We start from the raw sequence: 12,135 nt of genomic DNA on the forward strand, positions 1-12,135 counted from the left end.
AGCCTTCGGCGCAGCGCTTTCGAGCGCTAACCGGCGACCCGGCCGCGGACCGGCCACTTCGTGGCCGCCGCTCCCCAGGGGTCGCGGGTGCGGGGCTGGGAGTGCGGTCATGGCGGACCTGGGGTGCACGGTGGGGCTGGGAGTGCGGTCATGGCGGACCTGGGGTGCACGGTGGGGCTGGGAGTGCGGTAGGGCTGTGGTCTTCGGGGTGTGGGGTGAGGCTGGGAGTGCGGTAGGGCTGTGGTCTTCGGGGTGTGGGGTGAGGCTGGGAGTGCGGTCGGGCTGCGGACTTCGGGGTTTGCGGTGTGGTTGGGGCGTGTGGTCATGGTGGTCTTGGGGTGCGTGGTGTGGTTGGTGCTGCGTTCGCGTGGCGGATCTGGGTGTGCGGTGTGGCTGGAACTGCGGGGATGCGGGTTTTGGTCTCAGGGCGGAGGATGTCGGGATGACTCGTGGACCGCTCGTTGTGCTTGCACCGGACAAGTTCAAGGGTTCGCTGTCGGCACCTGAGGTTGCTGAGGCGTTGGGGCGGGGGATTGCTCGGCGGGCGCCGGGGGCGCGGGTGCGGTGTGTGCCGGTGGCCGATGGGGGCGATGGGATGGTCGACGCTTTCGTGGCGTCGGGGTGGAAGCGCGTTGAGCTCGCCGCGCCGGGGCCGACGGGGGAGGTTTCGACGGCGGTGTACGCGGTGCGCGGCGATACCGCGGTGGTGGAGTTGGCGGCTGCCGTGGGGCTGGTGAAGTTGCCGGGTGGGCGGCTGGATCCGCTGCGGTCCGACACGTTCGGGTTGGGGGTGGCTATCGCGCACGCGCTCGACGCGGGGGCTCGTGAGATCGTGCTCGGGCTCGGTGGGAGTGCGTCGACCGATGGCGGGGCGGGATTGTTGCGGGCGCTCGGATTGCGGCTGCTCGATCGGGAGGGGCGGGAATTGGCGGGGGTCGGGGATGTGGCCGCGATGCTCGAGCAGGTTGCCTCGGTGGATCGAAGCGGGTTGCATCCGGCGGTCTCCACGGCTGTGTTCACGCTTGCCTGCGATGTGGACAATCCGTTGCTCGGACCTGCCGGTGCGGTGGCGGTGTACGCGCCGCAGAAGGGGGCCAATGCTCGGCAGATGGTGAAACTCGAAGCAGGGCTCACTAATTGGGCTGCCGTGCTGGGTACCGGCTATGCCGAGATCGGTGGAGCGGGTGCGGCGGGTGGTACCGGGTTCGGGGTGCTCGCGGTGCTGGGGGCGCAGGTGCGCAGCGGGATCGATGTGCTGCTCGAGCTGCTGGAATTCACGACGCTGGTCGACGGGGCCACGCTGGTTGTCACCGGTGAGGGCTCGCTGGATCATCAGAGCATGCACGGGAAGGCGCCCGTCGGGGTCGCGGCCGCGGCCAAGAGAGCGGGGGTGCCGGTGGTCGCGGCGGTGGGTCGAACTCTGTTGTCGCCAGGGGAGATTCGAGCCGCGGGGTTCGCCGCTTGCTATCCGCTCAGCGACCTGGAGCCCGATCCCGCGCGCTCGATCATGGCCGCGGCGAACCTGCTCGAGCGAATCGGCGAGCGAATCGCCGTGGAACACTTGCTATGACGCGCTGACACCCACCGCGCGATTCGCCGAGGGCGAAGGCGCTGGGGCGGACGTGCGGGCGGCGGTGCTCAACGCCGCGCGGTGCTCATCGCCCCAGGATTCGAGCGGCTCCAGTGCCAGGCGCAGGGTTTCGCCCAGCTGGGTGAGCGAGTACTCCACCCGCGGCGGGATCTCGGGGAAGATCTCGCGGCGCACCACGCCGGTGCTCTCCAGATGGCGCAGGTTCTCGGCGAGCACCTTCTCGCTCACGCCGTCGAGCAGCCGCCGGATCTGGCCGAACCGCTGCGGCCCGGCGCCGAGCACCCACATCAGGTGCAGCTTCCATTTACCGCCGACAACATCGATAGCCAGGCTCATGCCACACACATCGTGATCTGCGTCACTACTCATCTTCGGCGCACCCTTCTGACCGTATTTCGAACCTCTAGGTAAGCAACCACACCGGAACGTTCGGTCTTCCCGAACGATACCCGCGCGGACACCATGGAAAGCGGCGCCGAACCATCCAATAGCGAGAATCGAAGGGCCACACAATGTCCGAGCAGACCAATCCCCGTTCCGTTTCCGTTCTCGGCCTCGGCCCGATGGGTCAGGCCATGGTCAAGGCCTTCCTCGAAGCAGGCGTCGAGGTGACGGTATGGAATCGCAGCACCGCCAAGGTCGACGCGCTGGTGGCGCTGGGTGCCAAGCGCGCCGACACCGTCGCCGAGGCGCTCGCCGCCAACGAGGTCTCCGTACTCAGCCTGACCCACTACGACGCCATGTACGACGTGCTCGGTCAGGCCGTCGACCAGCTGCCGGGCAAGGTGATCGCCAACCTGTCCTCCGATTCGCCGGACAAGGCGCGAGCAGGCGCGAAGTGGGTCCGTGAGCGCGGCGCCGAATTCCTCTCCGGCGGCGTGATGTCGGCGGGCGACAATATCGTCCATCCGGCGTCCTACATCTTCTACAGCGGCCCGAAAGCCGTATTCGACGCGCACGCCGAACTCCTGCGCCCGCTCAGCCCGCAGGAATACCTGGGCGCCGACGACGGCCTCGCGCAGGTCTTCTACCAGGCACTGTTGACGATTTTCCATCCGTGGCTGCTCGCCTTCGACCAGGCGACCGCGGTGATCGCGAAGTCCGGTCATGACATCGCCCAGTTCGTGCCGTTCGCGATCCGCTCGAGCGAGGCGTTCCCGTTCTTCATGGAGCAGTTCTCCGTGGCGAACCAGGACGGCGGCTGGGCCGACGTGGCGAACCTCAGGATGATGGACGCGGGCGCTCAGCACATCATCGACGCCAGCGAGGAAGTCGGCGTCGACGCGGGGTTCTCGCATCTCGCGCAGTCGTACTGGCGCAAGGCCCTCATCGCCAGCGAATCTTCGGGCAATGCGGTTTCGACCTATGCGTTGATGCGCGGCGAGGCGTCGTGAAATCCGTCGGCGACTGTCCCTGATCCGCGAAAAACCGTCCAGCACAACAGTGCTGGACGGTTTTCATGCGGTCTCGGCGCCCAGTCTCGGGAACGGCTCGGTGGAGAACACCACTTCCACCGCTACCTCGAAATAGGCCGCGAGTCGCAGGGCGAGGTGCAGGCTGGGGCTGTATTCGCCGCGTTCGAGGTAGCCGACGGTTTGGTAGTGCACGCCGAGTGCTTCGGCCAGGTCCCGCCGCGAGATGCCGCGTTCGGCGCGCAACATCGCGATGCGGTTGTAGATGACCTCAGAAGGCACGCTGCATCGCTTTCTCGCGGCGGACGGCCACGCTGGATCCCGACTCGTGGCGGGCCGCACGCCGCAACACGATCGGCGCGAGCAACAACCCGACGATCGACCATACGCCGAGCACCGCGACGGTCTCGAGGTGCCGCCACGACCCGTCGATCTCGATCGCCGCCGCCTCGGCGGGCAGCAGCGCCGAGCGCATGCCGAGGCCGAGCCAGTACATCGGGAAGAGCTGGGCCAGTCCCTGCACCCAGCCGGGGAGTGCGGTGATCGGGTACCAGATGCCGGAGATGGCGATCAGTCCCATCAACGGCAGGGTGAGCAGGAAGATGTCACGGGCGCCGACGATCAACCCGCCGAGGATGGCGCCGATCGGCAGGGTGGCCAGCAGGCCGAGCACGATCACCCAGGCGAGCGTGATCACGGCGCCGCCGGGCGCCGACAAGCCACCGACTATCACGGCACCGATGGCCAGCACCACCACCAGCTGTACGAGTACCGCGCCCGCGTTCGTACCGATCTTGCCGATGAGGTAGCCGAGGATGCCGTTCGGAATCGTCTTGGCGCGCAACAAGGTTCCGTCCTCCCGGTCTAGGGCGAGGACTTCGGCGATCCCGTACAGGCCGTTGAACGCGATGATGCTGCCGAGCAGGCCGGGCACCGCCAGTTCACCGAGAGATAGCTCGGTATCGTGGTAGGAACGGTCGCGCAGGAAGAAGATCGCGATCAGAAACAGTGTGGGAGTGAGGAACTGGCCGATCAGGCCAGTCCCGTTGGTGTACAGCTGCCGCAGTTCGATCCACATCGCGGCCAAGCCACCCCTGACCGCTACCAGCGTGGGATTCATCGCGTGACCTCCTGCAGTGAACGGACGGGTTCGGCATCGGTATCGGATTCGAAACGGCGGACCAGCGCCATGTAGGTGTCCTCGAGCGACGCGCGCTGCACCTCGAGGTCCTCGATCAGTTCACCGTGCTGTTTGAACAGTTCATGGACGTATTTGGTCGACTCGGTCGTCGTATGGACGAAACGCTGACCGTCGCGGGTCCAGCGCACCTCGGCCTCGCCCGCGGTGGCGGCGCTGAGCTCCTCCGGGGAGCCGTCGGCGATGATCCGGCCGCCGGCCAGGATCAGGATCCGATCGGCCAGTTTCGCGGCTTCGTCCAGGTCGTGGGTGGTGAGCAGGACGGTGGTCTCGTCCAGATCGGCCAGTCGATGCACCAGGTCGTGGAAGTCGCGCCGGGCGGCGGGATCGAAGCCGGCCGTCGGTTCGTCCATGAAGAGCAGTTCCGGTCTGCCGACGATGCCGATCGCCACATCGAGTCTGCGTCGCTGGCCCCCCGAGAGGGTGGCGATCTTCGCATCGCGCTGTTCGGTCAGGCCGACCAGCTCGATGAGTTCATCGGTGTCCCAGGGTCTTACGACGCGGTCTGTGGAATACGGCAGGTAGTACCCACCGAGATGGTTGAGCAGTTCGCGCACCCGCCATCTCGCGTGGTCACGCCAGGACTGGAGCACGACGCCGATGCGGGCGCGCCAGAGTTCGTCACCGTGTTCGGGATCGGCCCCCAGCACGTCGACCCGGCCGGCCGACCTCCTGCGGAACCCCTCGAGGATCTCGATCGTGGTGGTTTTGCCCGCGCCGTTGGGTCCGAGCATCACGAGCACTTCGCCGCGCTCGGCCTGAAATGTCACATCGTGCAGGACGTCTGTCTCGTCGTATCGCATCCGTAGTTGCGCGACATCGAGAACGACGTTGTTGTTCGAAGTCATGAGTCCTCCCAGTCATCAACCTTCGATGAAATGTAGCATACGTACTACATTTTATCGCGGCAATACTTCGCCGAAAAGGGGGCACTTCGAAAACCGTGAGCACTGCTCTTGACTTTGAACCACGAGCCGCGCATGATTGTTCTCAACAGAGAGCAGTGCTCACAGTTCAGGAGTGATCAACATGGACAACGCCACCCGCCACCTCCCCCCGACCGGCATCGATCCGATCGTCAACAAGATCGCCAACCTGCTGCCCAAGCTGGGGATCAGCATCATGGGTTCGCGACTGCTGGCCGTGCGCGGCCGCAAGAGCGGTGAATGGCGCACCACCATGGTCAACGTGATGACGGCCGCCGACGGGGAGCGCTACCTGGTCGCGCCGCGTGGGCACGTCCAGTGGGTGCGCAATCTGCGGGTGGCAGGCGACGGCGAACTGCGCCTCGGCCGCAAAACCGAACAGTTCAGTGCCACCGAGGTCGTCGACGCCGACAAGGTACCGCTGCTTCGGCTGTACCTGGAGAAGTGGGGCTGGGAGGTCGGCAAGTTCTTCGACGGCGTCACCAAGGACGCGACCGATGCCGAATTGGTCGCTATCGCACCGGGTTTCCCCGTTTTCCGACTCTCCTAGTGCTTGCTCAAGAACTCGATGGCGGCGGCATAGCCATGGATTCCCAGCCCCGCGACAACCGCGGTGGCGATCGGGGAGACGAACGAGTGGTGCCGGAACTCCTCGCGCGCGTGCACATTACTGATGTGCACCTCGACGATCGGCACCTCCGGGATCACCAGGGCGTCGCGCAGCGCGACCGAGGTGTGCGTGAGGCCGCCGGGGTTGATGACGATGGCCGATACCTCACCGCGGGCCTGCTGGATTCGATCGATCAGCGCGCCTTCGTGATTGGACTGGAACGCGACGATCTTGCGGCCGAATCGGGTGGCGGTTTGTTCGCACAGCGCGACGACATCGTCGAGGGTGTCGGCGCCGTAGATCTCGGGCTGACGGGTACCGAGCATGTTGAGGTTCGGGCCGTTGATTATCAGGATCGGACCAGTGGTCTGCTCGGTTTGCATGCAGGCCACTGTATCTAGGTGTACCCGCCACGGGTCGTATGGTGGCTGTGTTTTTGGAGCGCTGGCGCGCTCGAGCGGGCCCCTGGGGGGCCCTGATCTTCCCTCCCTCCGGGCACTCCTTCGTCGCACCCTCCGGTCAGTCCAGATCAGGGCGGGGCCCTTTGGGTAGAGACTTACAGGGCTGTACCCGTTCCGGTGGGGGTGGCGATTACAAGCCCGTTGGTCCCTCTGAGCGCAGGTCGTCGACCTTGCGCATGGCTTCGCGGAGTTCGGCCAGCCAGGTTTCGGCGTGTTTGCCCGCGAGTTTGACCGTCCAGGCCAGGGCGTCGGCGCGGGAGCGGGCTACGCCGGCGTCGATGAGGGTGTCGAGGACCTGGCGTTCGGGCTGGCGTAGGCGGGTCATCACGGGGACGGCCAAGTGGGTGAACAGGATCCGTTCGCCGTCTACTCGCACACCCCAGGCGACGCTGCGGCCGTAACGGCGCTGGGCCTCGTCGGCGATCTGCATGCGGGCCGGGCGGGTCGACTCGCGGAAGCGGGCGAGTGCGCCTTCTTTGGTGGCTGTTGGGGTGCTCGCGTCGCCGGGGACGGGCAGTTCGCCGACCACGACGATCTCGTCGCGGTCGATCTCGATCTCCACCGGTCCGGTGAACCAGTCGGCGGGCAATCGTCCGGCGAACCAGTCGGGGGCGTCGGCGGGATCGGGGAGGTCGGCTTGCTGCCAACCGCCGGGTCGGCCGAATCCGCGTTCGCGTCGGTCGTTCCGCATGGAAATCACCTGCTGTCTCTGTTGCGCACTTTGCGTTGATTACAAGATTACGCCGATACCGGTGCAGTGGATTCCGCTCTGCGTGAACAGGTGCGTACCGGCCCGGCGAGGTCGACGCCGTGGCGGTTGGAGGTAGCCGGCCTGGGTACCCTCGCGTTGAATCGCCGGACAAATGCGAGATCCGCACCAGCTGGCGCGGCTGTCGGTACGGTTGACACTGCAGTTGTTGCCGCTTACTGGGCGAGGTTGGAAAACGGACCCTCATTCGGGCGAGATTTCCGGCACAATCGAAGCGTCGAGGTCGGGCAGTGGCCCGACTTACCGGGGCATTGGAGACGGGTCAACTTCCGGTACGGTGGATTTGTTACCGGAGTGGCAAGAGTGAAGAGTGGGCGATATGGATGTGTGGGGATCCCGCCGCTTTCGCGTCCGGGGCGCAATGGCGATCGCGGGGGTTGCGACCCTCGCCATCACACTGTGCTCGTGCGGAGTGGGTGGGAAGACGAGCGAGTCGGAGACGGTGGTCCAGCGGTTCACCGAGCTCCTCGATGCGCAGGACTACGGCAAGGCCGCCGACCTGACCTCGTACCCCGCTGCCGCATCGGCAACCATGAAGCAAATCTTCGAGGGCATGCAATCGGGCACCGTCGACTACGAGGCCTCACAGGTTATCGACCTCGACAAGCAGTCGGCGATCTTCAGCATGGAGGTCGCCTGGAATTTCGGCGAGAAGAAGGACTGGACCTACACACTGCAGGGCACCGTCCGCAAGCTCGCCATCGGCTGGCGGATCTCCTGGGAGCCCGCGGTGGTGATGCCGTATCTGGAGAACGATCGCACCGTCAAGCTCGTGCGTACGACCGCGAACCCACCGCCGAAGGTTGTCGACCTGCCGGGTGAGGCGCTGATGACCGAGCAGACACTCAACGTCATCAAGATCGACCCGAGCCGCACCGGCGATCTCGTCGGCACCACCAACGCGCTCGCCGATGCCATCGAACCGGTCGCGTCGCTCATCACCGGGCCATCGCTGATGCAGCAGCTGGCGGGCTCACAGGGCAAGCCGATCGTCGCGGTGAACCTGCGTGAGGGCGATTTCGCGATCTTGGAACCGCAGATGGCCAAGGTGCCGGGCGTGGTGATGGAGAAGCAGACCAAACTGATCTCCGCCGACCGGCGCACGCGCTCGCCGATGCTCGACGCGCTGCACGAGGTATGGCAGGACAGCCTCGACGCGACGTCGGGCTGGGGTGTGCAGATCTTCGAGGCCGACGGCAGGTTCGTCAAGCAGGTGGCCGGATATCAGGGGCCTGCCGGGCCGGATATCGCCGCGACGCTGGATCAGCGACTGCAGCGTGCCGCCGAGTCCGCGGTGGTGAGCGTGGGGACCGCGGCCACTGTCGTGGCCATCCAGCCCTCGACCGGCGCGGTCGTCGCGGTGGCGCAGAACTCCTACGCGACCGCGAAGGGCCCGGTCGCCTTCACCGGGCTGTTCCCGGCGGGCGGCACGATGGAGCTGTTCCGCGCCGTCGCCGCGGCGACCAAGAACAAGCCGCCGCAGGAAGTCACGGTGCAGGAAGCGGCCGAGGCGGCCACCGCGCTCGGCGTCGGCGTCGACTTCAAGGTGGCCGGGCTCGACGAGGTGACCGGGCGGATCAGCGCGCCCGGCCGCAGCACCGAACAGGTGCGCCAAGGCGCGGGTGCCGATGCGGTGCAGGTCAGCCCCTTCGGCATGGCCATCGCGGCCGCCGCGATCTCGCGTGGCTCGGTGGTGCCGCCGATGATCGTGGCAGGAAACCCGGGCACCACCGATACGCCCGTTCCCGCGCTGCCTCAGCCCGCGGTCGACCGGTTGCGCGGAATGATGAACGAGGGCATCGGCAAGCCGGAAACCGCTGCGCTGCGTGGATTCCGCGATATCACCGCGTTCGCCGCGACCGGCGACACCGACGGTTGGCTGCTGGCGACGATGGGCGATCTGGTCTTCGCGGTGCACATCGCCGACGTCGACAGTAGTGACGCCACTTCACGACTCGCGGCCGTCTTGCTGAAATCGCTGGCCACGCCGGAGCCGTAGGCCGGCGAGTTACCCATGTACTCACTGGTCAGTGGGTGTAATGCTGGACTCGCAGTCGATCTTGACCGGTTACGCTACCTCGGTGAAGAGATACGCGCCGTTCGGAATCGATGCCCTGTTGGTGATCGTTTTCTGCGCGATCGGCAGGCGCAGCCATGATTCGGCTGTCATCGCCGGTCTTCTGAAAACGGTGTGGCCCTTCGGGTTAGGGCTGATATTCGGCTGGGTGTTAGCGGTGCTCGTCGCGCGGAATACGAGGTTCGACGCCACGGCGTTGTGGCCGGCCGGAATCCTGATCTGGGCCAGTACCCTCGTCGGCGGAATGGTCTTGCGTGCCATCAGCGGCCAGGGTGTCGCCCTGAGTTTCATGATCGTCGCGGCCAGTGTGCTCGCGCTGTTCCTGCTGGGTTGGCGGGCGGCCATTCGCGCACTGCGGTGATCAGATTCGTCGTTGCTGCTTGAATTCCTGTTCGTATTCTTCGTCGTCGGCCTGGGGCGTGCGGAACAGGAACGCGAAGACGATCCAGCCGACGACGGCGACCAGAATGAAGCTGACCAGCCGGTAGACGAACGCGGCCGCGACGGCTTGCGAGGCGGGCAACCCCGCGCCCACAGTGAGACCGTAGATCAGCGTCGCGTCCACGTAGACGATGCCGCCCGGCGCGAACGGAATGGACCCCACCGCCTTGCCCGCCGCGAACGCGATGAGCAGCCCGGACAACTTGGGATCGGCACCGACCGCGAAACAGGCGGCGCCGAGACACGCCACGTCGGCGAACCGGTGCAGCAGCGCCCACACCCCGACGAGCGCCGCGTCCTTCTTCCCCAGATCGACCGACTCGAGCTGCGCCCGGATCTCGGCCAGGTTGGCGATGCCGTGATCGGCGGGCTTCTTACGCAACCGGTTGACCAGCCCGAGCACCCGCCGCAGCATGGCCTCCAGCGTGCCGGGATGGCGGGCGAGATAGTTGCCGATGAACACGACCAGGCCGAGCACCACCAGCGAGACGACGAATTTGAACCCGATCCCTTGCCCGACCAGCGCGGCGCCGCCGATCCCGATCAGTGCCAGCCCGGCGGCGGCGACCACACCCGAGAAGACCAGCTGCCAGGAGGCGACGATCGGGCTCGCGCCCCAGCGCCGGGTCTGGCGGTAGGTGAACGCGGTGGAGAAGACCTGGCCCGCGGGCAGCGTCAGCGACATCGCGGTCGCGCCGTAGACCACCGAAACCGATTTCCCCTGGCTGACGTCCACCCCACCCGCGTGCAGCAGTTGCTTCTGCACGCGTCCGAATCCGCTCATCGACATCGCCTGCAAGACGATGCACAGCAACAGCCAACCCCAGTGGATCTCGGTGAGCGTGCGCCAGGATTCGTGCAGGCGGGGCCACAGATACACGCCTTCGCCGACGAGCAGCGCGAGGACCACCGCGCCGAGCACCCACTTGACCCACCCGAACCGGCGGCGGCGCTCGGCCGGTGCGCCTGTTAGGTCGCCGTCGGCCGTCACGGTCTCAGCCTAATGATCACAGTCGGTCTCTGACCGTCCGCAGACTGCGCACGGCCGGAGCGAAGGCGGAGGTACGCCTAACGAACGGATCTGTTCTCCCTCGTCCTCGCGCGGCGCGGCGATCGCGGACTTCGGCCAGGCCAGGCGGGTTTTTCTGCGTCTGCCGCGCAACTGGACCTCGTCTCCGGTTATCCAATGTTCCTGCTCGCTTTCGTCGGCGAAGTAGAGCGCGCTGCCCGAAGCGAGAACGCGGCCGGGATGATCTTTGGCCAATTCGGTGAGCCGCGACGCCTCGTTGACGGGGTCGCCGATCACGGTGTATTCGAAACGGTTTGCGGCACCGATGTTTCCGGCGACCGCCAGGCCCGCCGAGACGCCGATGCCGATGTCGAGGCTGGTCACCTCGCGCAGTGCCTCGCGCAGATCGCGGGCCGCCGCGAGTGCGGCGCTCGGTGCGTCGGGGCGATCCAGCGGGGCGCCGAAGATGGCCAGCGCCGCGTCGCCGACGAACTTGTTGACGAACCCGTGGTGGCTGTCGATCACGTCGACCACCACCCGGAAGAACTCGTTGAGCAGGCTGACCACCTCGGTCGGCGGGCGTTCGGCCGCGGCGGCGGTCGAGCCGACCATGTCCACGAACAGCACGGCCACGAATCGGGTCTCACCGCCCAGTTCGGTGCCGTAGTCCAGTGCCCGTTGCGCCACGTCCTCGCCCACGTGCTGGCCGAACAGTTCCTGCAGCTTGCGCCGCTTGGCCGCCTCGTCCATCATCCGGTTGAAGCCGACCTGCAACAGTCCGATCTCGCTGCCGTCGTAGACCTCGACCTGCACATCCCGCGAGCCGGCCTGCACCCTGTTGATGGCTTGGGACAGCTGACGCACCGGGTCGGAGATCGACGAACCGGTCAGCATCGACAGCGCCAGCGCCTGCAGGATCACCACGCCACACAGCAACAGGATGGAGATCGCCAGGGACTTCGCCGAGAACTTCACATCCGAGGAGATCTGGGTGACGCACAGCAGCACGATCGCGATGGTCGGCGCGAAGGTGCCCATGCCCCAGGTCATCGCCATGCGCGTGCCGACACCGGGGGTCAGCGTGTGGTCGAAGGTGCCCTCGGTCAGCGCCTCGGCGGCGACCGGGCGCAGGATGCGTTCGCCGAGCATGTAGGTGAAGCCGAACACAATGGTGGCGGCCATGCATTCGGTGACGATCACCGCGCCTGCCAGCTGGGGTGATTCGTTGATGATCAGCGCTGCCAGGATCCCGCCGCCGATGATCCACAGCACCAGGTGCACGATCGACTGCCGCAGCGGCACGTGCAGCGCCGCCATCTGCTCGCGTCTGCTCGGCGGCCCGCCGCGCATCTGCCAGCGCATCACCGGCCGCAGCATGAGTGCGGCGGCGGTGATGCTCAGCACCGCGGCGACACCGAAAACGAGCAGCGGCGCGAGCAGACCGGTCTGGCGCACCCCACCCGGATCGCCCTCGGGAACCGGCAGGCCGTATTGGATGAACGCCCACACCAGCACCGCGCCGAAGGCATTGGCCAACAGCACCGACGTCAGATACAGCGGCCAGCGCGTTCGCATGGTCTGTTTGACCGCTTCCAGGGGCGCCGACACGACCACCAATCTAGCGTTCGGACCGATAGGCTC

At 66.5% G+C, this 12,135-nt stretch carries 13 protein-coding genes; 5 read left to right on the forward strand and 8 right to left on the reverse strand.

Features of this window, described 5'->3' with window-relative positions; genetic code table 11:
* The first annotated feature begins 442 nt into the window (after positions 1–442).
* The gene (locus ACFXKN_RS32330) at positions 443–1,570 is read left to right on the forward strand and encodes a glycerate kinase (RefSeq protein ID WP_378947787.1); all 1,128 of its coding nucleotides are present in this window, start codon (positions 443–445) and stop codon (positions 1,568–1,570) included.
* On the opposite strand, the gene ACFXKN_RS32335 is transcribed toward ACFXKN_RS32330, so the two are convergent.
* On the reverse strand, positions 1,565–1,960 hold the full coding sequence (locus ACFXKN_RS32335) for a winged helix-turn-helix transcriptional regulator (protein WP_378947790.1): 396 nt from the start codon (positions 1,958–1,960) through the stop codon (positions 1,565–1,567). The genes ACFXKN_RS32330 and ACFXKN_RS32335 overlap by 6 nt on opposite strands.
* Before the next feature lie 143 nt (positions 1,961–2,103).
* On the opposite strand from ACFXKN_RS32335, the gene ACFXKN_RS32340 reads away from it, so the two are divergent.
* Positions 2,104–2,985 carry an NAD(P)-dependent oxidoreductase gene (locus ACFXKN_RS32340; RefSeq protein ID WP_378947793.1) on the forward strand — a complete coding sequence of 294 codons (882 nt, stop codon included), beginning with the start codon at positions 2,104–2,106 and terminating at the stop codon, positions 2,983–2,985.
* A gap of 63 nt (positions 2,986–3,048) precedes the next feature.
* Here ACFXKN_RS32340 and ACFXKN_RS32345 read toward each other — a convergent pair whose 3' ends face one another.
* From ACFXKN_RS32345 to ACFXKN_RS32355, 3 genes are read right to left on the reverse strand one after another with little or no spacing between them, the layout of a single operon-like run.
* Positions 3,049–3,285 (reverse strand): helix-turn-helix transcriptional regulator, encoded by a 237-nt coding sequence (locus tag ACFXKN_RS32345; protein ID WP_067455043.1) that lies wholly within the window; start codon positions 3,283–3,285, stop codon positions 3,049–3,051.
* Positions 3,275–4,123 carry an ABC transporter permease gene (locus ACFXKN_RS32350; protein ID WP_378947798.1) on the reverse strand — a complete coding sequence of 283 codons (849 nt, stop codon included), beginning with the start codon at positions 4,121–4,123 and terminating at the stop codon, positions 3,275–3,277. Before ACFXKN_RS32350 ends, ACFXKN_RS32345 begins: the two co-directional genes overlap by 11 nt.
* On the reverse strand, positions 4,120–5,049 hold the full coding sequence (locus ACFXKN_RS32355; RefSeq protein ID WP_378947801.1) for an ABC transporter ATP-binding protein: 930 nt from the start codon (positions 5,047–5,049) through the stop codon (positions 4,120–4,122). The genes ACFXKN_RS32350 and ACFXKN_RS32355 overlap by 4 nt, the downstream gene beginning before the upstream one ends.
* 181 nt (positions 5,050–5,230) lie before the next feature.
* On the opposite strand from ACFXKN_RS32355, the gene ACFXKN_RS32360 reads away from it, so the two are divergent.
* On the forward strand, positions 5,231–5,677 hold the full coding sequence (locus ACFXKN_RS32360; protein ID WP_378948234.1) for a nitroreductase/quinone reductase family protein: 447 nt from the start codon (positions 5,231–5,233) through the stop codon (positions 5,675–5,677).
* Here ACFXKN_RS32360 and aroQ read toward each other — a convergent pair.
* Entirely contained in the window at positions 5,674–6,120 is a 447-nt protein-coding gene (gene aroQ, locus ACFXKN_RS32365) for a type II 3-dehydroquinate dehydratase (protein ID WP_378947804.1), read from the reverse strand. The genes ACFXKN_RS32360 and aroQ overlap by 4 nt on opposite strands.
* 208 nt (positions 6,121–6,328) lie before the next feature.
* Positions 6,329–6,889 carry a hypothetical protein gene (locus tag ACFXKN_RS32370; protein WP_378947807.1) on the reverse strand — a complete coding sequence of 187 codons (561 nt, stop codon included), beginning with the start codon at positions 6,887–6,889 and terminating at the stop codon, positions 6,329–6,331.
* Between the two features lie 490 nt (positions 6,890–7,379).
* On the opposite strand from ACFXKN_RS32370, the gene ACFXKN_RS32375 reads away from it, so the two are divergent.
* Together ACFXKN_RS32375 and ACFXKN_RS32380 are read left to right on the forward strand one after the other, a co-directional pair.
* Entirely contained in the window at positions 7,380–8,966 is a 1,587-nt protein-coding gene (locus ACFXKN_RS32375) for an NTF2-like N-terminal transpeptidase domain-containing protein (RefSeq protein ID WP_378947810.1), read from the forward strand.
* Between the two features lie 82 nt (positions 8,967–9,048).
* A complete protein-coding gene (locus tag ACFXKN_RS32380; protein ID WP_378947814.1) occupies positions 9,049–9,405 on the forward strand; it encodes a DUF3054 domain-containing protein in 357 nt (118 codons plus the stop codon).
* On the opposite strand, the gene ACFXKN_RS32385 is transcribed toward ACFXKN_RS32380, so the two are convergent.
* A complete protein-coding gene (locus ACFXKN_RS32385) occupies positions 9,406–10,476 on the reverse strand; it encodes a YbhN family protein (RefSeq protein ID WP_378947818.1) in 1,071 nt (356 codons plus the stop codon). It abuts the gene before it with no gap.
* A gap of 9 nt (positions 10,477–10,485) precedes the next feature.
* On the reverse strand, positions 10,486–12,102 hold the full coding sequence (locus tag ACFXKN_RS32390) for an adenylate/guanylate cyclase domain-containing protein (RefSeq protein ID WP_378947823.1): 1,617 nt from the start codon (positions 12,100–12,102) through the stop codon (positions 10,486–10,488).
* Between the last annotated feature and the right edge of the window lie 33 nt (positions 12,103–12,135).

Source organism: Nocardia sp. NPDC059195 (assembly GCF_042754695.1).
In the GTDB taxonomy this organism is placed as follows: Bacteria; Actinomycetota; Actinomycetes; order Mycobacteriales; family Mycobacteriaceae; genus Nocardia.